Below are 25,899 nucleotides of genomic sequence, written 5' to 3'. Positions count from 1 at the left end.
AGGGAGCCCGCTCCCACAGGTTCCACAGTAGGGCAAGCCCCTTCGTCACAGGTTCAGCTTTCGATAGTAGCCGAGCGTTATGCCTTAAGGCCAAACACCTCGCTCAAGTGCTGCTCATAACGCGCCACATCGGCTTCGATATTCGGGCGTTTCATCACATCGACGCACAGGAAGGTCGGCAAACCGCTCATGCCGAGGAAAGTGTTGGCCTTGTGGAACGGGAAATACACCGCGTCCACGCCCTTGGCTTCGAAGAAGTCGGTCGGGTCGTCGAAGGCTTGCTGCGGCGCGTTCCAGGTCAGCGACAGCATGTATTTTTTACCGTGCAACAAACCGCCGCTGCCGTACTTCTGCGACGCATCGGATCGTGTACGGCCATCACTGGCATAGAGGCTGCCGTGGCCTTCGGTGAAGACTTCATCGACGTACTTCTTGACGGTCCAGGGCTCGCCCATCCACCAGCCTGGCATCTGATAAATGATCACATCGGCCCAGAGGAATTTGGCAACTTCCTCCGCCACGTCGTACCCCTCGTCGATGAACGTGGCTTTCACATCCACACCACCGCGATCCAGCACGCTCAGCGCCGCTTCGTGCAGCGTCGTGTTGTAGCGACCATCGGAATGGGCAAATTTTTTGCCGCCATTGAGCAACAGGACTTTTTTCATGAGAAATCTCGCAAGGTTGAAATTCGATGCCGGCAGAGTAGCGATCAACCTCGCGCGGAATAAGCGCTCGATCAGCAAAATTCATTTGACCAATACGCACGAATCGACTGGTGATTGTTGCCGTAGACTTGCGCCGATTCCGACTTTCAAGGACAACCTGATGAGCGAACCGCAAGGCTTCATCCTGCATGCCAAGACCCGCCCGGAAAAAGCCGAGGCCTTCGAAGCGCTCTTCCGTGCTTATATCGAACCGAGTCGCGCCGAACCCGGTTGCATCGAGTACCACATGCTGCGAGACAAACAGGACCCGGCGCTGTTTATCTTCTACGAGATCTGGCAGTCCCAGGCCCATCTGGACGTGCACTCGAATCTGCCGCACATGCAGCAGTTCCTCGATCAGCGCATGGAGTATCTGGAACGGGATTTTGATATCCGTCCGATCGAGATGCTCAGCCCATCGTCCGCTAGCCGCTGATCAGCAAGTGGCTGCCGAGCACGCCGAGACCGATGAAGAACACGCGCTTGAACAGCACGGCGCTGATCCGCTGACGCAGCCATTGCCCCAGCAGCATGCCGAACACCGCCGGAATCAGCGCCAGCAGCGATGCACTCAATTCGCCACCGCCGAGGGCGCCGCGCCATAACAGGCCGGCGGCCAACGCGAGAGTCGAGACGGTGAACGACAGGCCCAGCGCCTGCACCAGTTCATCCTTGCTCAAGCCCAGCGCTTGCAGATAAGGCACCGCCGGAATCACGAAAACCCCGGTGGCCGATGTGATGACGCCCGTCAGCACACCGCACAACGGACCGAGCCAACGCTCGGTGCGACCGCTGACGTGCAAGGTCGGCAGGAACAACCCGCTCAAGGCGTAAATCAGCAACGCTGCCCCAAGCCCCCGCACCACCCAATGCCCACCGGCCATGCCGATCCAGAGCGTGCCAGCACCCGTGCCGATGAAAATCGCCAGCAGCATCGGCCACAACCGGTTCAGAAGCCCGCGCAAATGACCGCCGAATGCCAGTTGCCAGACGTTGGTCAGCGTCGCGGGAACAATCAGCAACGCCGCAGCCTGCGACGGCGCCATAGCCAGACCGAGCAAGCCCATGGCGATGGTTGGCAGGCCGAGGCCGATGACCCCCTTGATCATGCCGGCCAGCAGGAAGGTAGCGATGACCAGCAAGGACAGGGTCAAACCCAGATTCTGGTAAAACGCGGCGAGTGTATTCATGGGGCTATGGTGAGCCCGGCAGGTTGCCTTGAAAATCTGCCATATACTGAGGCTGCCTCTTGATTTGGTAGAGGCTAAAGTTTCCGTTGCGCCTGCTGACGCTTTCGCGGGCAAGCCTCGCTCCTACAGGGGATCTGTGATCGCCAGAACGACATAAATCCTGTAGGAGCGAGGCTTGCCCGCGAAGACGTCCGCCCAGACAACAAACCTCCTGAGGCTGTGACAAATGCACTTCGACCTCACCGACCTGCGCCTCTACCTGAACATCCTCAACACCGGCAACATCACCGCCGGCGCCGCCCGTAGCCATTTGTCCCTGGCGGCGGCCAGTGCGCGAATCCGTGCCATGGAAGCTTCATCGGGCATCGAATTTCTTGAGCGAGGTCGCCGCGGTGTCAGCCCGACCCCAGCCGGCAAAGCCCTGGCGCAGCACGCTCGAGTCCTTTTGCAACAGGCTGAGCGCATGCAGCAGGATTTGCTCGAATATGCCAAAGGCGTCAAAGGTCAGGTACGGCTGTTGTGCAATACCACGGCGATCACCGAGTACCTGCCGGAGTTGCTGGCAGACTTTCTGCGCGACCATCCGAACCTCGACATCGACCTGCAAGAGCTGCCCAGTGCCCGCATTACTCACGCCTTGCGCCAGGGTGCGGCAGACCTGGGCATCGTGTCCGATGCGGTGGATACCGACGGCCTTCAGACCCGCTATTTCCGTGACGACCCATTGGTGCTGATTCTGCCGTGCGATCACCCCTTGGCCGACACCGGACCGTTAAGTTTCAGCGCCACCTTGCACCACGATTACGTAGGTCTGAACACCAACAGCGCCTTGGCGGTGTACTTGGAAGAACAAGCCCTGCATAGCGGCTTGCGGATGCAGATCCGCATCCGTGCCGATGGCTTCGAAGGCATGATGCGCATGGTCGCCCGGGGTGCCGGACTGGCGATCGTACCCTTGGCGGCAGTCGAACGCTGGTCGGCTGGAACGGCTTTCAAAAGCATCGCACTAAAAGAGCCATGGGCCCGACGCAAACTGTTGCTGTGCGCCCGGGACTTCGCCGTGCTGCCCGGTTATGCCCAGGCCTTGCTGGACGCCTTGACTCTCCCTTGAGGGGCAGACTTTACCCTTGAGGTTTCATCTTCAGGGACCGCTACGATGAGCAAACGAATTCTGGTGATTCTCGGTCATCCCTCGAGCAACAGCTTCTGCGGCGCACTTGCCGAACGCTATGCGCAATCAGCGTTGCGTGCCGGGCATGAGGTGCGTCTGTTGCTTCTGGGCAAAATGGATTTTGATCCGGTGCTGCGTGAAGGGTATCAACAGGTTCAGCCACTGGAAGACGACTTGCGCCATGCCCAGGCTGACATTTTATGGGCCGAGCATGTGACGCTGATTTTTCCGATCTGGTGGGGTGGAATACCGGCGTTGCTCAAGGGCTTTTTCGATCGGGTGTTCCTGCCCGGCTTCGCCTTCAAGTACCGCGAAGGCAAAGCCTTCCCCGACAAACTCCTGCGCGGGCGCAGCGCGCATTTACTGGTGACCATGGACACGCCACCCTGGTATTACCGCTGGGTCTATCGCATGCCCGGGCTGCACCAGATCCGTAAAACCACCCTCGCCTTCTGCGGCATCGAACCGCGGCGCACACTCACGTTCGGCCCGATTCTCGGCGCAAGTGACAGTCAGCGTGAAGCCTGGTTGCGGCAAGCCCAGGCTATCGCCAACCATTGAGTGTGCCGATAATGCGCCAGGCGTTACCACCGCAAAAAAAGGATTTTTCATGTACATCGGCCAAGCCGCACAACGCTCTGGAGCGACGATCAAGAGCATCCGTCATTACGAGTCGATCGGCCTGCTGCCTGCCGCTCAACGGCAAGGAAAATACCGTGTCTATGATCAGCAAAGCGTCGACCTGCTGATCTTCATCAAGTGTGCTCAACAATTGGGTTTCAGGCTCAAGGAGTTGCAGGCGATTTTTGCCGGGCATCAAGGCCAGGTGATGCCCTGGTCACTGGCGCAGCAGGCCATCGATGCCAAGAAGTACGAAATCAGCGAGAGGATTGCCGCGCTCAGGCATCAACACGAGCAATTGGTCGAGTTCGAAGCCAGCCTCACACAGGCCAAAGCCGATTGCCCGTTGGAAAGTCTTTGAGGTCCTGCGCGTTTCTGGACAGCTCGATGTCGAACACAGACAACTGACCGGTGCATGGGCGCTATAGGGTGCGACTTCAGTTCTTGAACCCACTGCCCGGAGTCACCATGACCGCACCGATTACCGTCCTTCGCGACACTCACCCGCTGCCCGTACTCGACGCCTGCAAATGGGAAAAACTCGAAGGCGACCCGCACACCGTCAACCTCAACGCCTACACCAGCGAAGATGGCAGCAAAATCATGGGCACCTGGATCTGCACGCCGGGCAAGTGGTATGTGGAATACGTGAAGTGGGAATACTGCCATTTCCAGGAAGGCTACTGCATCATCACCCCGGAAGGCATGGCGCCGATCCACCTGCGCGCCGGTGATATTTTCGTCGTCGAGCCAGGAATGAAAGGCACGTGGGAAGTGGTTGAAACCGTGCGCAAGTATTTTGTGTTTGCCTGATGCAAAAAACCGAGAGACCACCCGACGTGGTCTCCCGGAAAATATTGAATACGCAGAAGCTATGGCGAGGGGCTTTTGTGGCGAGGGGGCTTGCCCCCGTTCGGCGGCGAAGCCGTCGTCAAACCTGCCGACGCGGTATGACTGAAGGGATGCAGAAGGGAGCGCTACGCACTCCAACGGGGGCAAGCCCCCTCGCCACAGGCAAGCCCCCTCTACACAGGCAACCCCTCTCACCACAGGCAAGCCCACCAGCCACAATCCCGTCCCGTTATTGTGGTTTGCGATAGCTGTTGATGATCGCCGAGAAGTCCTTGCCACCTTCCCCACGCTGGCTCATCGCCTGATACAACTGCTGGGCCACCGCGCCGAGCATTACCGGTTGGTGCGCCTGACGTGCCGCCTCAGTGGCCAGCCCCAGATCCTTGAGCATCAGTTCGGCACCGAAACCACCGGTGTACCCGCGCGAGGCCGGCGCCGTTTCGACGATACCCGGCCACGGGTTGTACATCTCCGAACTCCAGCAACGCCCGGTAGAACTGTTGATGATCCCCGCCAGCACCGTCGTGTCGATCCCCAGCGCATCGCCCAAGGCCATGGCTTCGCTGACGCCGACCATGGAAATCGCCAGCAGCAGGTTATTGCAGATTTTGGCGATTTGCCCGGTGCCGACTTCGCCGCAATGGACGATGTTACGGCCCATCTGCGCCAGCACCGGTTGCAAGGTGGCGAACAGTTCAGGGGTGGCGCCGACCATGAACGTCAGCGTCCCGGCCGCTGCACCGCCAGTACCGCCGGAGACCGGCGCATCGGCCATGGCCACGCCTTGCTTAGCAGCCGCTGCGGCAACGTCGCGCGCCGTCTGCGGATCGATGGTGCTGCAATCCACCGCCGGCACGCCTTTGGCGATCCCCGCCAGCACGCCGTCTTCACCCAGCCAGACGCTACGCACATGCACAGCGGCTGGCAGCATGGTGATCACCAGTTCTGCACCTTGAGCCGCTTCACGCGCCGAAGCGCTGATGCTGCCGCCCAATTGCTCGAGCTCTGCCAGCACAGCTTTATTCAGGTCGACCAACCGCAGCGAATGGCCGGTCTTGATCAGGTTGCGCGCCATCGGCGCGCCCATGTTGCCGAGACCGATAAAAGCGATTTTCATGTCCGGCTCCTTAACGCAAGTGAATGGTAGTGTTCACACCGTCGTTGACGCTGTCATCGTCGAACCAGCGCGCGGTGACGGTCTTGGTTTGAGTGTAGAACTGCACCACTTGCTTGCCATACGGACCGAGGTCGCCGAGCTTCGAACCACGGGAACCGGTGAAACTGAAGAACGGCACCGGTACCGGAATCGGGATGTTGATACCCACCTGGCCGACATCAATCTCGTTCTGGAATTTGCGCGCCGCCGCACCGCTCTGGGTGAACAACCCCGTGCCGTTGCCGAACGGGTTCGCGTTGACCAGGGCGATGGCCTCATCGAGGGTGTTGACTTCCAGCACCACCAGCACCGGGCCGAAGATTTCCTGAGTGTAGATCTGCATCTCGGGCGTCACGCCGGAGAACAGAGTCGGGCCGACGAAGTTACCCTGCTCGAAGCCCGGGACGCTGATGTCGCGACCGTCCAGTTCCAGCTTGGCGCCTTCCTTGATGCCGCTTTCGATCAGCTCGAGAATCCGCGCCTTGGCCCGCTTGGAAATCACCGGCCCCACATCAGTGCCCGGCTCGCTGCCGGCATTGACCTTGAGTTTCTGCGCCAGCGCCTTCAAATCCGGCAGCCATTGCTTGGCCGCGCCCACCAGCACCACCACCGAGGTGGCCATGCAGCGTTGCCCGGCCGCACCGAAACCAGCGCCGACCAGTGCATTGAGCGCCTGCTCGCGATTGGCATCGGGCAGTACAACAGCGTGGTTTTTGGCGCCCATCATCGATTGCACGCGCTTGCCGTGTTTGCCGGCCAGGTCGTAGACGTGAGTGCCGACCGCGGTCGAACCGACGAACGAAACAGCCTTGATGTCCTTGTGAGTGCAAAGAGCGTCCACGACATCCTTGCCACCATGAACGACGTTGAGCACACCCGGCGGAATGCCGGCCTCGATGGCCAGTTCCACCAGCAGCATGGTCGACATCGGATCCTGTTCGGACGGCTTGAGCACGAAGGTGTTGCCGCAGGCGATGGCCATCGGGAACATCCACAGCGGAATCATCGCCGGGAAGTTGAACGGGGTAATGCCGGCACAGACGCCGATCGGCTGACGCAGGGTGTAGGTATCGACACCGCCAGCGACGTTCTCGGCGAACTCGCCCATTTGCAGGCTGCCAATGGAGCAGGCGTGTTCGACCACTTCCAGACCGCGGAAGATATCGCCTTCAGCATCGGCGATGGTTTTGCCCTGCTCGTTGCTGAGTACTACGGCAATGCGTTTGGAGTGCTCGCGAATCAACGCCTGAAGCTTGAGCATGATGCGCATCCGCGCACCGATCGGCGTCAGCTTCCAGGTCTGGAAGGCGCGATGGGCGGCACTGATGGCGGCATCGACTTCGGCAGCCGTCGCGAAGGGGACTTTGGCCAACACTTGTTGGGTCGCCGGGTTGACGATGTCGTGCCATTCGGTGGTCTGGGATTCGACCCACTCGCCATCGATCAACAACTTGACCTTTTGCACGGTGGTTTCTAGCGATGCGTTCATGTTGGTCTCCGGGACGTTGTTCTTATGTAGAGAGCTATCTTGGGAGCCAAGGCGAGAAAGTCGCCTTGAGATGAGGCGTGTGTCGCGAATTGGTTGTCGGACTGTTTTTGGAGTATAGATGTGCAAACTTCTAATAAGAACGCACATAAAAGCCGGTCCATCATGCAAAAAAACATCACGTCTTTAGGCTCGTTGAACTGGGATGACCTCAAGTTTTTCCTCGAGGTTGCCCGCACTCGCAAGGCCAGCACCGCGGCCAAGCGCCTGGCGGTGGACTACACCACGGTGTCGAGACGCATCAGTTCACTGGAAACGGCATTGGGTACGTTGCTGTTCGAGAAGTCCCGAACCAGCGGTTTCGTCCTGACCGCTGAAGGCCAGCGCCTGCTGGGTTACGCCGAGTCAATCGAAAGCACCCTGCACATGGCCTGCGAGCAGGTTTCGGGTTCCGGCGTAGCGTTGTCCGGGCATGTGCGCATGGGTTGCACCGAAGGGTTCGGCAGCTTTTTCATCACCCCGCAGCTGAGCCATTTCGTCGACGCCTACCCGGCGATCTCGGTGGATATCCTGCCACTGCCGCACTTCATCAGCCTGTCCAAGCGCGAGGCAGATATCGTCATCGCTCTGGAGCGGCCAGAGCACGGCCCTTATGTTTGCTGCAAGCTCTGCGACTACCGATTGCAGCTGTATGCGACCCAGGATTATCTGGACAAACACCCACCGATCCGCCGCCCGGCAGACTTGGGCAAGCATCAATTCATCAGTTATGTGGACGATCTGGCATTCAGCTCGGAGCTGCTGTACCTGGCGAATGTGCTGCCCGGTGCCAGCGCCAACCTGCGCAGCACCAGTGTGATCGCTCAGTTTGTGGCAGCTCAGCAGGGACGGTCACTGGCGATTCTGCCGTGCTTCCTCGCGGCGCAGGACCCGCGCCTGCTGCCAGTGTTACCGCAAGAGATCACCATTACCCGGCAGTTCTGGATGTACTGCCGGGAAGACCTGCGCAAGCTCAAGCGGATCACGTTGCTGTGGGATTACATCCGTACCGTCACCGAGCAGAATCAAGCGCTGTTGATGGGGGAAAGTCGGGAGATGTTGTTCGCCGATTAATCCGCGCTCACCACGATCGACACCCGACGGTTCTCGGTGCGTCCGGCCGCGGTGTCGTTGGACGCAACGGGCTTGCTGCTGCCCAGGCCGCGCAGCTGAATGTTTTCTTCTTTAATGCCAACAGCGCTCAGCACCATGCCGACGCTTTTCGCACGACGCAGGGAAAGCTGTTCGTTGTAGGGCTCTTGCCCCGAAGTATCGGTGTGACCATCGATCCTCAGCCGCTCGATTCCTACACTCAACAACGCCTTGCCGATGCGCTCGACAATCTCGGTACTGGCAGGGTTGAGGCTCTCGACGTCACTGCTGAACAACACTTTATCGGACAGGCCATAGGACCAGCCATCCTCCGTCATCTCGAAACCTTGCTGTTTGAGCACGGCGATCTGCGCCGCGGTCAGGCCTTTTTGCGGTGCCGTCTGGCAACCGGTCAATGTCAGCAAGGCCATGAACAGGGTGATCGTGAAAAGTCGCAGGGAATGCTGAGTGGATGTGAACACAGAAATTAGCTCCTGGTTTGAACATGAGCGACAGGGAGCTCCGACCCTGCCGTTTGCTGGGCGCCTCGGGAAAGGCGTTTAGCCTGGTACATCGCGGCGTCGGCCGCATCGAGCAGCGCACCCGGTGTGACCCCATGATCCGGGTACACGGCGATGCCGATACTGAGTGAAGTCAGCACCTGAGTACTGCCCGGCAACGGGATGGGTACTTCCATGCTGGCGATGATTTTGTCGGCAATCCGCTCGGCGTCTTCGGTCTTGTGCAGCGGTGTCAGCAGGACGGCAAACTCGTCGCCGCCCAGACGCGCGACCAGATCCTCTTCACGCAGCTGCGCACGAACCCGGGTTGCCACGGCGATCAACACCGCATCGCCGGCAGCGTGACCAAAGTTATCGTTGATCTCCTTGAACCGGTCGCTATCCAGAAACAGCACGGCCACTCGCTCATCCAGCTTGCTGGCATTGCGCAAGGCACGTATCAGGCGGCCTTCGAAAAACGCCCGGTTCGGCAGTCCGGTAAGGCTGTCATGGCTGGCCTGGTGGGCCAGTGTCTCGTTTTCGCTTTGCAGGTGGGTCTGCCAGGACTCAAGCTCATCGAGCAAGGCATTGAAGTCGTTGCCCAGGTTGTCGAGTTCGGCAATGTCGGCGGGCGGCACGCGCCGGTCGAAGGCTCGCTCGCTACGGGCGGCGTGAGCGACGGCAGCCAGGCTGCGCAACGGGCCGATGATCCCTCGCCGCTGCCGACGCGCCAGATAAAGCGCCACCCAGGCACTGACGGCGGTACACAAGACGATGCCCACCAGACCACTGAGCAAAAAGCGCATCAGGCTGCCGCCGTGACCGGTGAGCTGGATGCTGCCGATCTCCTGACCTTGATGGACGATCGACATACTGATGGGCTTTTCCAGGAAGGCCCGGGCAATCTGCATTTCAAGATCGGAGAACAGCCCGGTTTCCGGGCGTTGCCAACGGGCGAGCAACGCGCCGTGCTCGTCCATCACCTGTGCATCGGCCACTTCTTCGGTGGACGCGATCAACGCCAGCGCTTCAGTGGCGGCGGCCTTGTCGTTGAACACCACCGCAGCTTCCACGGTGTAGTTAATCGAGCGGGCGATCAGATGCAGGTTGTGATCGGCATAAACCCGTAAGGCCAGAACACCCAGAAGGGTCAACGAAACACTGGCCATGGCCACGCCCACCAGGGCGACGATCAAATGTCCACGACCGATAACCGAACCCAGGGTCGGACGTGTACGAGGTTTGAATAGGCTCATGGCGCCGCCGGCTTGCGGCGCGACAGTTGCAGCACACTGGGATGAATGCGCACACCACTGCGGGCGACCGAGTCGAGGTTGACCTCGAAGGACACCTGTTCATCGCCGACCCGCAGGCAGAACAGACTGCCGACGGTGCATTGATCGCCGCCTTCGATGATGCTCACCACCGGGCGCCCCGTCAGCGAGGCGAATAGCCGACTGCGTTCATCGCTGGTCAGTTTGCCGATGTACACCGCGTCGCATTCACCGGCAATAGCCGGGCTGTCGGCCAAAAGCCGTCGCACGGTGACAGGCCGACCAGTGGCCTGGGTGGGGCCTTTGACCAGGTCGTCGGTGTACTCGGTAGGGCCGACCACGCACAGACGCAGCTGTTGGGGCTCAACAGGCCACCGGGCATAACTGAGGATCCCGAGCACCACCTGAGTGACCAATCTGGCGCGCTGGTCGGCCTTGCTCACGTCGGTTTCCGGCTGAGCGAAGGCAACGCCCGTCAACAAACAGAGAAGGCCGGCAAGCAGTATTTGCTTGCAGCCAACAACGCGCCCTGTCGCCCAGACAGCCACCTTCATGCAGGGATTCTCTTCGATCGCAACGAAATGATGCCGCAACGATAGCACAGCACCGAAACACCAGCGAGGCCACGCGCCACGGCACTTCGGACAGATTCCGTCGTCTGCCCCCCCTCTTTTCAGTGACCCGGTTCGATACCCTCTTCCAGCTCCAGCATCAACCCGCTCAAACGCTTGACCTTGCGCCGCACAGCCTCTTCGAATACGTCGGCGCGTGGCTCAATCAGGGTGAACCAGTGTTTGGCCCGGGTTATTCCGGTATAGATCAGTTCCTTGGTGAGCACAGGGTTCAGGGCGTCCGGCAGAATCAGCGCCGTATGGGCAAATTCCGAGCCCTGGGATTTGTGTACGGTCATGGCGTACACGGTGTCGACATCATTGAGTCGGCTTGGCAGGACAAAGCGCACACCGCCCTGGCCATCGTTGCGCGGGAAGGCCACACGCAATACTTGCCGACCAGCCTCGGGGCCCTCACGCTCCGGCAACTTGAGGGCAATGCCAATATCGCCGTTCATCAAACCCAGGCCATAGTCGTTGCGGGTCATCAGCACGGGCCGACCTTCGTACCACTGGTGGTCGCTGTCGATCAGCCGAGCCTTGAGCAGCGCGTCGGTCACTCGCTGATTCAAGCCTTCCACACCCCAAGGCCCTTTGCGTACCGCGCACAACAGCTGGAAGGCGTCGAAGGCTTGCAGTACCACACGAGCCCAATCGGTCCAGCACGGATCGTCGAGCGAACTGCCGAGCGATGGCCGCTGACTGCGCAAAAGACTCAGGTAATGCCGATAACCTTGCGGCCCCTCGCCGTGACCTTCGAGCAGCAACCGCTCCAGCGCCCGGTCCTGCTCACCCTTGAGAGGCAGGGAAAATACGTCGTCATGGCTTCCAGCCGCCAACAACTTGCGGGCTTCCTCGGGTTGCTGCCGGTTGACCCAACGGGCCAACTGACCGATGCCGCTGCCCTCGCCGAAGCGCCGTGAGTGACGCAGCATCACGACTTGCTGAGCCAGGGGATGCGCTCCGTTGATGTCTTCGTGCAAGCCGCTGCTACGGAGGTTTTCACCGCTGACTGCCTCCAGCCACTGGCGTGTCTGCGGGCTGTACCAACCAGCTTCGGCATCGCGGCACAGATCGCCCAGGACGGCACCGGCTTCTACCGACGCCAGTTGATCCTTGTCACCGAGCAGAACCAGTCGGGCATGGGCCGGCAATGCATCGAGCAGATTGGCCATCATTTCCAGGTCGATCATCGAGGCTTCGTCCACCACTAATACATCCAGCGGCAAGCGATTGCCGGCGTGGTGCCGGAAATGCCGGGTACCGGGACGACTGCCGAGCAAACGGTGCACGGTGGTCACATCCGACGGGATCTTCTCCCGCACTGTTTCAGCAACCTCCAGGGTTTGAACCTGTTGGCTAATGGACTCGGTCAATCGTGCGGCAGCTTTGCCAGTGGGTGCCGCGAGACGAATGCGCAGCGGTTTACCAGCCTCAATCGCGGGAGCCTGGAGCAATGCGAGCAAGCGCACGACCGTAGTAGTCTTGCCGGTTCCCGGGCCGCCGGTGACGATGCTGAATGCGCTGCGGGTAGCCAGGGCGCAAGCGAGCTTCTGCCAATCGATCACTTCATCAGGCCTGGCTGGACCGAACAGTCCGGTCAGGCGTTGAGGTAAATCACTCGGTGTTGTTTCGTGTGCCGCCAGGCGCTGACGCAGGGCGTTGTCGATGCGCCGCTCGTAAGCCCAGTAGCGGCGCAGGTACAGGCGTTTACCCGACAGCACCAGTGGCCGGTGCTGCGCGGCTTCACGACCGTCGACGGCCAGAGCCACCAGGGTGCTGGACGCCAGGACCTTGCACCAATGAGCACCGTCCAGCGCCTCAAGCAATTGTGACGGCAGTAACATCGCGCCACTTTGCACGTCACCTTCCGGCGGCAGCGACAGAGCGAAGTCCGGCTCTTTCAGCGTTTCGAACAGATCCAGGCAAACATGGCCGTGACCCAACTGGTGACTGGTCAACGCCGCAGCCAGCAGCACCAGCGGATCATCGTCGGGGGCGAGTTCGTGGAGAAAGGCCACGAAGGCCTTGTCCAGCGCCCGCAGCCAACCGCGTTCGACCCAGCGCGTGAGCAGCAGCAACAAGTCATCTGCGCGACTCAGGGGCGCCAGATCCGCCAGACTTTCGGCCGCCAATGGCGTGGGCAGCAAATCGGCGAAGGTGCGAGTCATAGCAGTACTCCCTGTTCCCAGGCGGGTTCGGTCTTGGGCTCTGGCTTGCCCTGGAACAACCGGTCCAGACGCTCGATCAGCTCCCGTGGCGGACGGGCGAAATACACGCCCTGGCTGGCCGCGCGAGTACCGCGAAGGAACAGGTACAACGCCCCACCGACATGCCGATCGTAATCGTAATCGACCAGCCGCGCCTTCAGCTGGCGATGCAGGGCGAGCAGGTACAACACATATTGCAGGTCGTAACGGTTATCGAGAATCGACTGCTCCATGGCCTGCTCGGTATAGGCCGCGTCATCGACGCCCAGCCAGTTGGATTTGTAGTCGGCGACGTAATAACGACCGTCGTGCTCGAACGTCAGGTCGATGAAGCCTTTGAACATGCCGTTGAGCAACACCGGTTCGGCAGCCACCCTGGCCACGCCGTTGTGGGTGTATTGGCGCACCAGTTCATCGAGTTTGAGCACATCGACTTTGTGGCTGGCGAACCAGAATTCCATCTCGACCCGGTACTGGGTCAGTTGCTCGAACACCACGGGTGCCTGCCCGCCGCCGATGTGCAGCGGGGATTTGAGCAAGTGCTGTAGCCAGTCACTCAACGTCGTGATCCAGCCTTCCCAGCCACGGCGATTGCAGCGTCGGGCAATGGCGTCTTCCACAGTCTGTGGTGCAGCGGCAAAACCTTCGTCACCGGCCCACTCGAGCAATCCGTGGAGAAAAGTGCCGGGGTTCGGCCCGCGAGGGAATCGATGGATATCAGCGCCGCCAGCAATCACTTCTCGCGGCGCTTGCGGATCGAGACGTTCGTCGTCAAAGAGCTTTTGTGCTTGCGGGCTCTCCGGGGCTTCGTCACTGCCCACGCTCAGACTGTCGCCAATGCGCAAGGCGCTGTAAGAGGCAATCCACCAGTTTTCGCTGGCCTTGCGCTTGGGTATCAACGGCGCAAGCAAGGTCGCTTCATTGCGCGGCGGATGATAATGCTCGGTGCTCGCTTCAGGCATTTCACCGTAGTTCAGCGCCGGGCAGTCCTGCTGCAAATCTTCCAGCCAACGCCGCAACCCTGGCGCCTCGGCCAATGGCACACCACCGCCCAATAGATAACCCAACGCAGAAAGGTGCAGAACCGAGCCGTTGTTATTGCCGCGCTTGAGGTCGGTCACACCGAGCCAGCAAGCATGTTGTGCCCGGGTCAGGGCCACATAGAGCAGTCGAAGATCTTCGGCCAAACGCTCATCATCGGCCACGGCGATCAACTCGGCCGTCGGCTTCAAGCTCACTTGTGCCTTGCCTGCGGCATCGTGGTAATGCAGCGGCAGACGGCTGCCATCCACCGGTTTTGCCGAGCAGATGAACGGCAGAAACACCAACGGATATTCAAGCCCTTTGGATTTGTGAATGGTCACGACCTTGACCAGTTGCTCGTCGCTTTCCAGGCGCAGGATCTGTTCTTCGCCAGCCTGACCGGACAATGCCAGATGCTCGGACAAATGCCGGATCAGCGCTTGCTCGCCATCGAGTTCGGCAGCAGCCTGCTGTAGCAGCTCGGACAGGTGCAGCAGGTTGGTCAATACCCGCTCGCCATCACTGCGCGCGATCAATGACTGGGGCAACTGAAAGTCATGCAACAGGCGCCGCAACATTGGCAGTACGCCCTGCTTGCGCCAGAGCTCGCGATAGCCACGGAACTGCATGACCCGTGCTTCCCAGGCCAGCTCATCCTGATTCAGCCGCTCCAGTTCAGCCAGCGAAAGGTTCAGCGTGATGCAGGCCAGCGCGGCACGGAGGGGGCGCTCGACATCCGGCTCGGCACACGCCTTGAGCCAGGTCAGCAGGTCATGGGCCTCCTGCGCGGCGAACACGGAGTCCTTGTCTGATAAGTAAACACTTCGCACACCGCGGGCCGAAAGTTCGCCACGCACGGCCTGGGCCTCTTTGCCGTCGCGCACCAGAATTGCGATATCCGATGGCAGCAGACCTTTGAAGTCCTTACCGTCCTGGGTGAAGCCAGCACGACCTTGCTGACCGCCATTGAGCAGCGCGGTGATTTCACTGGCGCAGGCGGCGGCCAGTTGTTGTCGATACACCGCGCCAGACAGTGGCTGATCGGCGGACAGGTGCCAGATGTTCAGGGCAGGTACAACCTGACCATCAATCTGCAGGACTTCTTTGCGTCCTTGGGATTCGACGGGCAGGAACGGTACCGGGTTCTCGCCATTTTTCTCACGAAACAGGAATGCTCCGCGTCCCTGCTCACGAGATTCGGCGCGCTCGAACACATGGTTTACCGCACTGACCATGCCATGACTGGAACGAAAGTTGGTGCCCAGGGTATGCAGGCGGCCAGTGGTGGCCTGGCGAGCGCGCAGGTAGGTATAGATGTCGGCTCCGCGGAAGGCATAGATCGCCTGCTTCGGGTCGCCGATCAGAAACAGGCCGGTTTCAGGATTGTTGTCTTCGATGCGATAAATGCTCTCGAAGATTCGATACTGCACCGGGTCGGTGTCCTGGAATTCGTCGATCAACGCGACTGGGAACTGCTCGCGGATCAGTGTTGCCAGGCGCTCACCGCCTTCGGACTGCAAAGCCGCATCAAGGCGCAGCAGCATGTCATCGAAGCCCATTTCCGCGCGGCGACGCTTTTCTTCCTCGAACCGTGCACCGACCCAGTGAGCGGCGTGTTGCAGCACGGCGGCATCGGGGGTCGGCAAACCATCGAGACTGGTCTTCAGACCGGGCATCGCATCGAGACCGGGATGACGGGGGGCTTCACCCTTCCAGGCTTCAGCCATGCCATCGGGAGTCAGGCGAGTGAAGCCGGTGCCAATGTCCAGTTGCTCGAGAGACTCATCTTCGGCCCAGGCCCGGAGCTTTTCGAACCAGGGTTCGAAATAGCGCGGCTGCATTTTGCGGCCATCGACACTCTTGCTCGCGACGCCCTGGTGACAGATGGCAAGCAACTCATCCGCCCATTGGCGCCAGGGCATCTTGAGTTCGAGCAAAGCGGCCCGTCGCTCCTGCAGGCACTCGGCAATCAACTCGGCAGGCTCTTTACCTTCAACGCCGTCACGCTCGCTGGCGAACAACCCACGCACTCGCGGCAGCAACGCCGCCGGGCCGCCCCAATTGCCGCGAACCCAGTTCAATGCATCGCCTTGCATCGGATAGCAGAACAGTCGCCAGTAGTCGCGCAGGACTTCGCCGAGCAAATCGCTGTGATCGGTTTCCAGGGTCTGGGTGAACAGGCTGCCACTGTCGAACGCATGTTCGCGCAACATGCGCTGGCACCAACTGTGGATGGTCGAAACGGCTGCTTCGTCCATCCACTGGGCGGCGATGTCCAGGCGGTTTGCACAGCCGGACCACTGTTCGGGGAGGTACTGCTCGCGCAATTCGGCAATGAGGCCGTCCGGTGCCGGTGTCTCATCGCGGAAAAAACGCGCTGCTTCAGCCAGCCGCGTGCGAATACGTTCGCGCAGCTCTTTGGTTGCGGCATCGGTGAAGGTCACCACGAGGATTTGCGGTGGCAGCAATTCACGGCCAAAACCACTCGATTCGCCGCCGTGGCCAAGGACCAGACGCAAGTACAGCGCAGAAATGGTGAAGGTCTTGCCGGTCCCGGCGCTAGCTTCGATCAGTTGGCTGCCACGCAGAGGGAATGCCAGGGCCAGCGGTGTTTTCGTGGTCATTAGCGCGCCTCCTCGCTGGTCGATGAACGCCAGGAGGCCTCAAACAACGGCCGATACAAAGCGTTGCACCAATCGGGGAAGGTCTCGTCGGCAATCAGTGCATCGTAATCGGCGAATTGTCGAGCGAGCGCCGGGCTTTCGCGGCGCTCGCCGTCAGTGGTCTGGCCGTCGCCTTCATAGGCCTTTCGGGCAGCAGCGTCAGCTTTGGCCGGGTCGGTTTGAGCAAGCCAGGCGAAAGCTGTTTTTACTGCAATCGGCAGCGGCTGGCGCATGCCCGTTTGCCAGGCCAACAACAGATCGCCCAGAACCCGGGTGGCTGCAGCCTCTTCCATCGGACCGAGCAGCAAACTGTCGTCGCTGGCCACCAACGCGGTTGTCATCGGCATGCCGCTGGCACAGGCAACCAGGTGATTGACCCAAGGTCGCGTCAGGCGATGCCATTTGCGGGCCTTGATCGAACCGATGCTGTTGGGAATCGTTGTAACCGACAACAACCCGCCATCAGCGCGTTGATGCAGACCACTGAGCCAGCCCTCCAGACGCAATCCTTGTAGTTCCAGACTCACCGGCAACGCGCTGGTGAGCGGGGTCGGCCATAACGCCAGAAGTTGCTGATAGCGCAGCAGCAGATCCGGCAGCGGCTCGATCAACTCTCGCTGAAGACATTCACCAAAACCGGCCATGGGCAAAAGCCCGCTGTTTTGCAGGCGTTTTGCCTGCGCCTCCAGTACCTGATCGGTTTGGTCCAATTGCCCCAGTGCCGCTTCGAGTAAGCTGTCGCTGAGGCTATAGCGTTGCAGTGCATCGAGTACGAATGGCTCTTCATCTGCCAAAGGTACCTCCGCAGCCTCGAAGAACACTTTGAGCCGCTGACTGAAAAAATGTCGTACTGGGTTGCGCAGAAAATCCTGCAACTGACCCAGGCTCAGCGGTTCGTCCTGGACGTAGGGTTCAAGCACTTCGATATCAATCGCCAAATCACTGGCTTGATGAAGAACCTGCCACTCGCTGGCGTAGCTGAATAGATCATCGCCCTCATGAAAGTAGCGATGGCTGAAAGGTTGTAGCGGGTGTTCCTGAGTCATGGACTCAAGCAGGTCATCATTGTCATCGTGCAGTCGCCAGCCGCTGCCGAGATGGTCACGCAACTGCCCTATCAACACCGAAGCAGGTCGCTCGCTGTTGTCCCGAATACTGCGGCCGACCCAGCTGATATAGAGTTGGTCGCGTGCGGACAACAATGCTTCCAACAACAGATAGCGATCATCCTCGCGCCGGGAACGATCGCCGGGGCGGTAGTCGCTGCCCATCAGGTCGAAGTCCAGCGGCGGCTGCGCGCGAGGGTAATCGCCGTCATTCATGCCAAGCAGGCAGACCAGTTTGAAGGGGATCGCTCGCATGGGCATCAAGGTACAAAAGTTAACGGCCCCGGCGAGGAAACGCTGAGACAGGCGACCTTGGTCGAGACCCGCCAGCCAGGCTTCCCGGACTACGGTCAGAGGTAACTCGTCCTGCAAACCTACGGACTCGCAGGTTTCAAGCCAGGTCTCTCGCAGCTCTTCGAGTTGGGCCAGCAAGTAGTCGTCATGCTCGTTACTGGCCAGGAAGAACAACTGCACCAGCGCTTGCAAGCGCGCGCCCCATTGCTTGGGCGCTGCAGGTTGAGTGAGTTCCTGGTGGGCAATTTCCAGAGCATCCAACAATGCCACCAAAGGACCTATGAGCGCGGCATCCAGACCACCAATCTCGTCGTAGGGTTCGATCCCCTCGCAGGCACTGGCGCTGCCCACGGCATAACCCAGCAGCATCCGTCGCAGACCGAAACGCCAACTGTTTTGCTCCAGCTCTTCCGGCAGGCCCAGACCCGCGCGCTGCTCGGCGTTCATCCCCCACCGGATACCTGCGCCTTCAATCCAGCGATGTAAGGTCGGCAGGTCACGTTCCTCTACGCAAAACCGAGCGCGTAATGCCGGAACGTCCAACAGATCGAGGATTTCGCTGACGGGGAAGCGACTATCGGGGAGCTTGAGCAGATGCTCGACAGCAATCAATAGCGGATCCCGGCCGCGCTGGCCTTGATCCGCAAGCGTGAAAGGAATGAAGCGCGGATCAAAGCGATCAAGCTGACCAAAGACAGCACGGATGTGCGGGGCATAACTGTCGATGTCCGGGACCATCACGATTACGTCGCGAGGCCTCAGGTCTGGATCAGCACTGAATCGTGCGAGCAACTGATCGTGGAGGATCTCCACTTCGCGTTGAGCGCTATGGGCGATGTGAAAACGGATCGATTCGTCCTTTTTCAGATCGACAGCAGGCCAACGCTCGCGAGTCTCGTTCAGGGGACGCAATTCCAGGATATCGTCCTGCAACTGATTGAGCATGTTCTGTGGCTGGTTTTCGCTGAAAAGGTCGATGCGCCCGTCGCGAAACGCCGAGCGATAGCTATTTGGATCGTCGTAACTGTCGAGCAGATTAATGTAGTCCCGCCCCTGTTTACCCCACGCCGCCAGTAGCGGGTGAGCATGCTGGTGGAGCGTTTGCGAGTCGAGCACAACTGGCATGCCGCTCTTGCGAGCCTGGCGCTTGTACTGATGTCGCAACAGATCTTTATCGGCGACGATGTCCGCCCAATGGTGACGACATGGGTTGTGTACGCACAGTAAGACCTGGCTGAATCGAGCAAGCCCGGCAAGCGCTTCCAGGGCCTGAGCAGGCAGTGAAGAAATCCCGAAAACGATCACCCGTGACGGCAATCCGCTGGGCGCTACGTCAAGACTATTGATGCGCTCGATAAAGCGTTGATGCACGCCTGCGCGGCTTTGCGCCATGCCTTGTTCACCGACATCCAGCAACAGCGCACGCCACAGCTCCGCCTGCCAGCAGTTGGCCGGGGTCAGGGCTTTGGCTTCGCCTCTGCCATTTCGTAACTGATGACGGCCGTCTGCCCAGTCTTCGAGCCAGTCAGCACGGTAGACCTGGTATTGGTCAAACAGATCCGCCAGTCGCTCCGCCAATTGATAGCGTTTGCGTAAGTCGGTGTCATTCGTAAGGAAGCGCTGCAGGGGTTCGAAGTGCGGTTGGTTGATCAACTGTGGTAGCAGACGCATCAGACGCCAGGTCAGCGGGGCTTTATCGAGCAGGGATTTGACCGGGATTTCGTCACGTCCCAGCACCATGCGATAGAGCTGCCACATGAAGCTGCCCGGTAACTGCACGTCGATGGCTGCGGCGATTCCGCAGCCACCCAAGTCGTCATCTTCAGGGTCTTCGGCCAATGCCAGCTTAAGCCACTGGGCGATGCCATTGCTCTGTACCACGGCAATTTCATTTTCCAAGGGAGCCAGCGGGTAGCGCCGCATCCAGCTGACCACCAGGCTGCGCAACTCGTCCAGGCGGTTGCCATGAACCACCATAAAACCAGCACTGAGGGACGTAGCGTCCGGCATAACGGCTTCCTTGGGCAAATACAAAAGCTAGGGCCGAACCTTAGCATTGTCGGGAGACTGTGACAGCCGGGAGACGTCCGGTGTTGCTGTACGAACTTTCCTGCGGGCAAAACAAAACCCCTACCTGCATACGCAGATAGGGGTTTCGGAATTTAATCTTGACGATGACCTACTCTCACATGGGGAAACCCCACACTACCATCGGCGATGCATCGTTTCACTGCTGAGTTCGGGATGGGATCAGGTGGTTCCAATGCTCTATGGTCGTCAAGAAATTCGGTAGCCAGGTCGTTTTCTCTTGCGAGATCACGCTCCAGCGAATGGGTATGTGATAGATCTGGTGTTTCGTGAGTGTCACAAACTTTCGGTTCGTTTCGTCTTCACACACCGCAATCTGGTGCCCGTTCGGGCCAACAAATTGCTTGGGTGTTATATGGTCAAGCCTCACGGGCAATTAGTATTGGTTAGCTCAACGCCTCACAGCGCTTACACACCCAACCTATCAACGTCGTAGTCTTCGACGGCCCTTCAGGGGACTCAAGGTCCCAGTGAGATCTCATCTTGAGGCTAGTTTCCCGCTTAGATGCTTTCAGCGGTTATCTATTCCGAACATAGCTACCCGGCAATGCCACTGGCGTGACAACCGGAACACCAGAGGTTCGTCCACTCCGGTCCTCTCGTACTAGGAGCAGCCCCTCTCAAATCTCAAACGTCCACGGCAGATAGGGACCGAACTGTCTCACGACGTTCTAAACCCAGCTCGCGTACCACTTTAAATGGCGAACAGCCATACCCTTGGGACCGGCTTCAGCCCCAGGATGTGATGAGCCGACATCGAGGTGCCAAACACCGCCGTCGATATGAACTCTTGGGCGGTATCAGCCTGTTATCCCCGGAGTACCTTTTATCCGTTGAGCGATGGCCCTTCCATACAGAACCACCGGATCACTAAGACCTACTTTCGTACCTGCTCGACGTGTCTGTCTCGCAGTCAAGCGCGCTTTTGCCTTTATACTCTACGACCGATTTCCGACCGGTCTGAGCGCACCTTCGTACTCCTCCGTTACTCTTTAGGAGGAGACCGCCCCAGTCAAACTACCCACCATACACTGTCCTCGATCCGGATAACGGACCTGAGTTAGAACCTCAAAGTTGCCAGGGTGGTATTTCAAGGTTGGCTCCACGCGAACTGGCGTCCACGCTTCAAAGCCTCCCACCTATCCTACACAAGCAAATTCAAAGTCCAGTGCAAAGCTATAGTAAAGGTTCACGGGGTCTTTCCGTCTAGCCGCGGATACACTGCATCTTCACAGCGATTTCAATTTCACTGAGTCTCGGGTGGAGACAGCGCCGCCATCGTTACGCCATTCGTGCAGGTCGGAACTTACCCGACAAGGAATTTCGCTACCTTAGGACCGTTATAGTTACGGCCGCCGTTTACCGGGGCTTCGATCAAGAGCTTCGCGTTAGCTAACCCCATCAATTAACCTTCCGGCACCGGGCAGGCGTCACACCCTATACGTCCACTTTCGTGTTTGCAGAGTGCTGTGTTTTTAATAAACAGTCGCAGCGGCCTGGTATCTTCGACCGGTATGAGCTTACGGAGCAAGTCCTTCACCCTCACCGGCGCACCTTCTCCCGAAGTTACGGTGCCATTTTGCCTAGTTCCTTCACCCGAGTTCTCTCAAGCGCCTTGGTATTCTCTACCCAACCACCTGTGTCGGTTTGGGGTACGGTTCCTGGTTACCTGAAGCTTAGAAGCTTTTCTTGGAAGCATGGCATCAACCACTTCGTGTTCTAAAAGAACACTCGTCATCAGCTCTCGGCCTTGAAATCCCGGATTTACCTAAGATTCCAGCCTACCACCTTAAACTTGGACAACCAACGCCAAGCTGGCCTAGCCTTCTCCGTCCCTCCATCGCAATAACCAGAAGTACAGGAATATTAACCTGTTTTCCATCGACTACGCTTTTCAGCCTCGCCTTAGGGACCGACTAACCCTGCGTCGATTAACGTTGCGCAGGAAACCTTGGTCTTTCGGCGTGGGTGTTTTTCACACCCATTGTCGTTACTCATGTCAGCATTCGCACTTCTGATACCTCCAGCAAGCTTCTCAACTCACCTTCACAGGCTTACAGAACGCTCCTCTACCGCATCACCTAAGTGATACCCGTAGCTTCGGTGTATGGTTTGAGCCCCGTTACATCTTCCGCGCAGGCCGACTCGACTAGTGAGCTATTACGCTTTCTTTAAAGGGTGGCTGCTTCTAAGCCAACCTCCTAGCTGTCTAAGCCTTCCCACATCGTTTCCCACTTAACCATAACTTTGGGACCTTAGCTGACGGTCTGGGTTGTTTCCCTTTTCACGACGGACGTTAGCACCCGCCGTGTGTCTCCCATGCTCGGCACTTGTAGGTATTCGGAGTTTGCATCGGTTTGGTAAGTCGGGATGACCCCCTAGCCGAAACAGTGCTCTACCCCCTACAGTGATACATGAGGCGCTACCTAAATAGCTTTCGAGGAGAACCAGCTATCTCCGAGCTTGATTAGCCTTTCACTCCGATCCACAGGTCATCCGCTAACTTTTCAACGGTAGTCGGTTCGGTCCTCCAGTTAGTGTTACCCAACCTTCAACCTGCCCATGGATAGATCGCCCGGTTTCGGGTCTATTCCCAGCGACTAGACGCCCTATTAAGACTCGCTTTCGCTACGCCTCCCCTATTCGGTTAAGCTCGCCACTGAAAATAAGTCGCTGACCCATTATACAAAAGGTACGCAGTCACCCAACAAAGTGGGCTCCCACTGCTTGTACGCATACGGTTTCAGGATCTATTTCACTCCCCTCTCCGGGGTTCTTTTCGCCTTTCCCTCACGGTACTAGTTCACTATCGGTCAGTCAGTAGTATTTAGCCTTGGAGGATGGTCCCCCCATATTCAGACAAAGTTTCTCGTGCTCCGTCCTACTCGATTTCATGACCAAGAGATTTTCGCGTACAGGGCTATCACCCACTATGGCCGCACTTTCCAGAGCGTTCCGCTAATCTCAAAGCCACTTAAGGGCTAGTCCCCGTTCGCTCGCCACTACTAAGGGAATCTCGGTTGATTTCTTTTCCTCAGGGTACTTAGATGTTTCAGTTCCCCTGGTTCGCTTCTTAAGCCTATGTATTCAGCTTAAGATACCTAACTTATGTTAGGTGGGTTCCCCCATTCAGACATCTCCGGATCAAAGTCTGTTTGCCGACTCCCCGAAGCTTTTCGCAGGCTACCACGTCTTTCATCGCCTCTGACTGCCAAGGCATCCACCGTATGCGCTTCTTCACTTGACCATATAACCCCAAGCAATCTGGTTATACTGTGAAGACGACATTCGCCGAAAATTCGCGATTAAACTCACAAATTTTACCTTAGCCTGATCCACCACCAGTGAAAGTGGCGTTCAGTCTATCTTTCTATCACATACCCAAATTTTTAAAGAACGATCTAGCAAAAGACTAGAAATCAACATTCACCATCATCACAATGGAATGCTCATTTCTAAGCTTTCAACAACAGAAGCAGTTAGTGGTGGAGCCAAACGGGATCGAACCGTTGACCTCCTGCGTGCAAGGCAGGCGCTCTCCCAGCTGAGCTATGGCCCCGTATTTCTACAGGCGTTTCCCACACAAAATTGGTGGGTCTGGGCAGATTCGAACTGCCGACCTCACCCTTATCAGGGGTGCGCTCTAACCAACTGAGCTACAGACCCAATTTCGGGCTGCTTCTTATCGTCTTCTTCAATGAATCAAGCAATTCGTGTGGGAACTTATGGAGCAGCTGATGTCGTCGATTAAGGAGGTGATCCAGCCGCAGGTTCCCCTACGGCTACCTTGTTACGACTTCACCCCAGTCATGAATCACACCGTGGTAACCGTCCTCCCGAAGGTTAGACTAGCTACTTCTGGTGCAACCCACTCCCATGGTGTGACGGGCGGTGTGTACAAGGCCCGGGAACGTATTCACCGCGACATTCTGATTCGCGATTACTAGCGATTCCGACTTCACGCAGTCGAGTTGCAGACTGCGATCCGGACTACGATCGGTTTTCTGGGATTAGCTCCACCTCGCGGCTTGGCAACCCTCTGTACCGACCATTGTAGCACGTGTGTAGCCCAGGCCGTAAGGGCCATGATGACTTGACGTCATCCCCACCTTCCTCCGGTTTGTCACCGGCAGTCTCCTTAGAGTGCCCACCATTACGTGCTGGTAACTAAGGACAAGGGTTGCGCTCGTTACGGGACTTAACCCAACATCTCACGACACGAGCTGACGACAGCCATGCAGCACCTGTCTCAATGTTCCCGAAGGCACCAATCCATCTCTGGAAAGTTCATTGGATGTCAAGGCCTGGTAAGGTTCTTCGCGTTGCTTCGAATTAAACCACATGCTCCACCGCTTGTGCGGGCCCCCGTCAATTCATTTGAGTTTTAACCTTGCGGCCGTACTCCCCAGGCGGTCAACTTAATGCGTTAGCTGCGCCACTAAGAGCTCAAGGCTCCCAACGGCTAGTTGACATCGTTTACGGCGTGGACTACCAGGGTATCTAATCCTGTTTGCTCCCCACGCTTTCGCACCTCAGTGTCAGTATCAGTCCAGGTGGTCGCCTTCGCCACTGGTGTTCCTTCCTATATCTACGCATTTCACCGCTACACAGGAAATTCCACCACCCTCTACCATACTCTAGCTCGACAGTTTTGAATGCAGTTCCCAGGTTGAGCCCGGGGATTTCACATCCAACTTAACGAACCACCTACGCGCGCTTTACGCCCAGTAATTCCGATTAACGCTTGCACCCTCTGTATTACCGCGGCTGCTGGCACAGAGTTAGCCGGTGCTTATTCTGTCGGTAACGTCAAAACAGATACGTATTAGGTAACTGCCCTTCCTCCCAACTTAAAGTGCTTTACAATCCGAAGACCTTCTTCACACACGCGGCATGGCTGGATCAGGCTTTCGCCCATTGTCCAATATTCCCCACTGCTGCCTCCCGTAGGAGTCTGGACCGTGTCTCAGTTCCAGTGTGACTGATCATCCTCTCAGACCAGTTACGGATCGTCGCCTTGGTGAGCCATTACCTCACCAACTAGCTAATCCGACCTAGGCTCATCTGATAGCGCAAGGCCCGAAGGTCCCCTGCTTTCTCCCGTAGGACGTATGCGGTATTAGCGTCCGTTTCCGAGCGTTATCCCCCACTACCAGGCAGATTCCTAGGCATTACTCACCCGTCCGCCGCTCGCCACCAGGTACAAGTACCCGTGCTGCCGCTCGACTTGCATGTGTTAGGCCTGCCGCCAGCGTTCAATCTGAGCCATGATCAAACTCTTCAGTTCAAACATCTTTGGGTTTTGAGAAAACCCTAAACTTGGCTCAGCAATCGTTGGTTACATCTTTGATTTCTCGCGGAGTAACTTGTGATGCTGATAATCTTGTTGACTATCAGTCTGACTCCACAAGCACCCACACGAATTGCTTGATTCAGTTGTTAAAGAGCGGTTGGTTAAGATCTTTCGTCTCAACCGAGGCGCGCATTCTACAGCAGCCTCTGTTACTGTCAAGCGGTTATTTTCAGAAGTTTTCAAAGTTTCGCTTGGAAATCCTTAACAACTTCAACCACTTGCGCTTCCGATCTCTCGTTAGCGGGAGGCGAATTCTACAGCGTTACTCGCTGCTGTCAACACCTCTTTTTCTCCGCTTTCGACCGAGAAGATCGAACCGTTAAAAGAGCCAAACAACACTGCCCTTTCAACTCCTTCTGGCTTCGATGAACTGAAGCGTAACCGCTGTCAAAAACTGCGTAACTCTTTGTTTACCAAGGAGTTTTCCGTTTCGACTGCGCCGGAAGTGGGGCGAATTATAGAC

At 58.1% G+C, this 25,899-nt stretch carries 16 protein-coding genes, 2 tRNA genes and 3 rRNA genes; 6 read left to right on the top strand and 15 right to left on the bottom strand.

All coding sequences use genetic code 11. The features are described from left to right. Positions 1-77: 77 nt before the first annotated feature. Complete coding sequence (mdaB, locus tag ACA044_RS03755) at positions 78-668, bottom strand: NADPH:quinone oxidoreductase MdaB (RefSeq protein ID WP_497445214.1); 591 nt, start codon at positions 666-668, stop codon at positions 78-80. 160 nt (positions 669-828) lie between these two features. Here mdaB and ACA044_RS03750 point away from each other — a divergent pair, with 160 nt between their 5' ends. Further along, entirely contained in the window at positions 829-1,143 is a 315-nt protein-coding gene (locus tag ACA044_RS03750) for a putative quinol monooxygenase (protein WP_497445213.1), read from the top strand. Here the strand turns inward: ACA044_RS03750 and ACA044_RS03745 are convergent. After that, positions 1,133-1,897: a sulfite exporter TauE/SafE family protein gene (locus tag ACA044_RS03745; protein WP_497445212.1), complete on the bottom strand. Its 765-nt coding sequence runs from the start codon at positions 1,895-1,897 to the stop codon at positions 1,133-1,135. The two genes, ACA044_RS03750 and ACA044_RS03745, sit on opposite strands and share 11 nt — an antisense overlap. 226 nt (positions 1,898-2,123) lie before the next feature. Here ACA044_RS03745 and ACA044_RS03740 point away from each other — a divergent pair, with 226 nt between their 5' ends. The 4 genes from ACA044_RS03740 to ACA044_RS03725 all read left to right on the top strand — a co-directional run bounded on the left by ACA044_RS03740 (position 2,124) and on the right by ACA044_RS03725 (position 4,502). Continuing rightward, positions 2,124-3,008 carry a LysR substrate-binding domain-containing protein gene (locus ACA044_RS03740; RefSeq protein ID WP_497445211.1) on the top strand — a complete coding sequence of 295 codons (885 nt, stop codon included), beginning with the start codon at positions 2,124-2,126 and terminating at the stop codon, positions 3,006-3,008. A 45-nt stretch (positions 3,009-3,053) separates the two neighbouring features. Next, positions 3,054-3,629, top strand: a complete 576-nt coding sequence (locus tag ACA044_RS03735; RefSeq protein ID WP_497445210.1) for an NAD(P)H-dependent oxidoreductase — start codon at positions 3,054-3,056, stop codon at positions 3,627-3,629. A 49-nt stretch (positions 3,630-3,678) separates the two neighbouring features. After that, positions 3,679-4,050, top strand: a complete 372-nt coding sequence (locus tag ACA044_RS03730; RefSeq protein ID WP_497445209.1) for a MerR family transcriptional regulator — start codon at positions 3,679-3,681, stop codon at positions 4,048-4,050. 107 nt (positions 4,051-4,157) lie between these two features. After that, positions 4,158-4,502, top strand: coding sequence for a cupin domain-containing protein (locus tag ACA044_RS03725; protein WP_046038617.1), 345 nt, complete (start codon positions 4,158-4,160; stop codon positions 4,500-4,502). A 268-nt stretch (positions 4,503-4,770) separates the two neighbouring features. Here the strand turns inward: ACA044_RS03725 and mmsB are convergent, their stop codons facing one another. Together mmsB and ACA044_RS03715 are read right to left on the bottom strand one after the other, a co-directional pair. After that, positions 4,771-5,658 carry a 3-hydroxyisobutyrate dehydrogenase gene (gene mmsB, locus ACA044_RS03720; protein WP_497445208.1) on the bottom strand — a complete coding sequence of 296 codons (888 nt, stop codon included), beginning with the start codon at positions 5,656-5,658 and terminating at the stop codon, positions 4,771-4,773. Positions 5,659-5,668: 10 nt separating this feature from the next. Beyond that, positions 5,669-7,186 carry a CoA-acylating methylmalonate-semialdehyde dehydrogenase gene (locus ACA044_RS03715; RefSeq protein WP_497445207.1) on the bottom strand — a complete coding sequence of 506 codons (1,518 nt, stop codon included), beginning with the start codon at positions 7,184-7,186 and terminating at the stop codon, positions 5,669-5,671. Positions 7,187-7,348: 162 nt separating this feature from the next. On the opposite strand from ACA044_RS03715, the gene ACA044_RS03710 reads away from it, so the two are divergent. Further along, the gene (locus ACA044_RS03710) at positions 7,349-8,296 is read left to right on the top strand and encodes a LysR family transcriptional regulator (protein WP_497445206.1); all 948 of its coding nucleotides are present in this window, start codon (positions 7,349-7,351) and stop codon (positions 8,294-8,296) included. On the opposite strand, the gene yfiB is transcribed toward ACA044_RS03710, so the two are convergent. The 11 genes from yfiB to ACA044_RS03655 form a co-directional block, all read right to left on the bottom strand. Further along, positions 8,293-8,796: an outer membrane lipoprotein YfiB gene (gene yfiB / locus ACA044_RS03705; RefSeq protein ID WP_497445205.1), complete on the bottom strand. Its 504-nt coding sequence runs from the start codon at positions 8,794-8,796 to the stop codon at positions 8,293-8,295. The two genes, ACA044_RS03710 and yfiB, sit on opposite strands and share 4 nt — an antisense overlap. A 5-nt stretch (positions 8,797-8,801) precedes the next feature. Next, positions 8,802-10,070: a diguanylate cyclase DgcN/YfiN gene (gene dgcN, locus ACA044_RS03700; protein ID WP_497445204.1), complete on the bottom strand. Its 1,269-nt coding sequence runs from the start codon at positions 10,068-10,070 to the stop codon at positions 8,802-8,804. Then, a complete protein-coding gene (gene yfiR, locus ACA044_RS03695; RefSeq protein WP_497445203.1) occupies positions 10,067-10,642 on the bottom strand; it encodes a regulatory sequestration protein YfiR in 576 nt (191 codons plus the stop codon). The genes dgcN and yfiR overlap by 4 nt, the downstream gene beginning before the upstream one ends. A 119-nt stretch (positions 10,643-10,761) precedes the next feature. Next, entirely contained in the window at positions 10,762-12,870 is a 2,109-nt protein-coding gene (recD, locus tag ACA044_RS03690; protein WP_497445202.1) for an exodeoxyribonuclease V subunit alpha, read from the bottom strand. Continuing rightward, a complete protein-coding gene (gene recB / locus ACA044_RS03685) occupies positions 12,867-16,556 on the bottom strand; it encodes an exodeoxyribonuclease V subunit beta (protein WP_497445201.1) in 3,690 nt (1,229 codons plus the stop codon). Before recB ends, recD begins: the two co-directional genes overlap by 4 nt. Beyond that, on the bottom strand, positions 16,556-20,005 hold the full coding sequence (recC, locus tag ACA044_RS03680; RefSeq protein ID WP_497445200.1) for an exodeoxyribonuclease V subunit gamma: 3,450 nt from the start codon (positions 20,003-20,005) through the stop codon (positions 16,556-16,558). Before recC ends, recB begins: the two co-directional genes overlap by 1 nt. Positions 20,006-20,161: 156 nt before the next feature. Then, a 5S ribosomal RNA gene (rrf, locus tag ACA044_RS03675) occupies positions 20,162-20,277 on the bottom strand. 161 nt (positions 20,278-20,438) lie between these two features. Beyond that, positions 20,439-23,330, bottom strand: a 23S ribosomal RNA gene (locus tag ACA044_RS03670). 236 nt (positions 23,331-23,566) lie between these two features. Next, positions 23,567-23,642: transfer RNA gene (locus tag ACA044_RS03665), tRNA-Ala, on the bottom strand. A gap of 30 nt (positions 23,643-23,672) precedes the next feature. Further along, positions 23,673-23,749: transfer RNA gene (locus ACA044_RS03660), tRNA-Ile, on the bottom strand. An 82-nt stretch (positions 23,750-23,831) separates the two neighbouring features. After that, positions 23,832-25,370: ribosomal RNA gene (locus ACA044_RS03655) — 16S ribosomal RNA — on the bottom strand. The 16S, 23S and 5S rRNA genes sit together here with 2 tRNA genes alongside, the layout of an rRNA operon. Positions 25,371-25,899: the final 529 nt, after the last annotated feature.

Source organism: Pseudomonas sp. LBUM1673 (assembly GCF_059695645.1).
Note: the sequence above shows the minus strand (reverse complement) of the source record. Positions and strands in the feature narration are given on the sequence as shown.

What these genes read in the sequence shown, in the direction of transcription:
- mmsB (WP_497445208.1), bottom strand. Translation starts at nt 5,658, where the DNA reads ATGAAAATCGCTTTTATCGGTCTCGGCAACATGGGCGCGCCGATGGCG.
- yfiR (WP_497445203.1), bottom strand. Translation starts at nt 10,642, where the DNA reads ATGAAGGTGGCTGTCTGGGCGACAGGGCGCGTTGTTGGCTGCAAGCAA.
- ACA044_RS03710 (WP_497445206.1), top strand. Translation starts at nt 7,349, where the DNA reads ATGCAAAAAAACATCACGTCTTTAGGCTCGTTGAACTGGGATGACCTC.
- ACA044_RS03715 (WP_497445207.1), bottom strand. Translation starts at nt 7,186, where the DNA reads ATGAACGCATCGCTAGAAACCACCGTGCAAAAGGTCAAGTTGTTGATC.
- ACA044_RS03725 (WP_046038617.1), top strand. Translation starts at nt 4,158, where the DNA reads ATGACCGCACCGATTACCGTCCTTCGCGACACTCACCCGCTGCCCGTA.
- ACA044_RS03730 (WP_497445209.1), top strand. Translation starts at nt 3,679, where the DNA reads ATGTACATCGGCCAAGCCGCACAACGCTCTGGAGCGACGATCAAGAGC.
- recD (WP_497445202.1), bottom strand. Translation starts at nt 12,870, where the DNA reads ATGACTCGCACCTTCGCCGATTTGCTGCCCACGCCATTGGCGGCCGAA.
- recB (WP_497445201.1), bottom strand. Translation starts at nt 16,556, where the DNA reads ATGACCACGAAAACACCGCTGGCCCTGGCATTCCCTCTGCGTGGCAGC.
- ACA044_RS03740 (WP_497445211.1), top strand. Translation starts at nt 2,124, where the DNA reads ATGCACTTCGACCTCACCGACCTGCGCCTCTACCTGAACATCCTCAAC.
- ACA044_RS03735 (WP_497445210.1), top strand. Translation starts at nt 3,054, where the DNA reads ATGAGCAAACGAATTCTGGTGATTCTCGGTCATCCCTCGAGCAACAGC.
- mdaB (WP_497445214.1), bottom strand. Translation starts at nt 668, where the DNA reads ATGAAAAAAGTCCTGTTGCTCAATGGCGGCAAAAAATTTGCCCATTCC.
- ACA044_RS03745 (WP_497445212.1), bottom strand. Translation starts at nt 1,897, where the DNA reads ATGAATACACTCGCCGCGTTTTACCAGAATCTGGGTTTGACCCTGTCC.
- ACA044_RS03750 (WP_497445213.1), top strand. Translation starts at nt 829, where the DNA reads ATGAGCGAACCGCAAGGCTTCATCCTGCATGCCAAGACCCGCCCGGAA.
- dgcN (WP_497445204.1), bottom strand. Translation starts at nt 10,070, where the DNA reads ATGAGCCTATTCAAACCTCGTACACGTCCGACCCTGGGTTCGGTTATC.
- recC (WP_497445200.1), bottom strand. Translation starts at nt 20,005, where the DNA reads ATGCCGGACGCTACGTCCCTCAGTGCTGGTTTTATGGTGGTTCATGGC.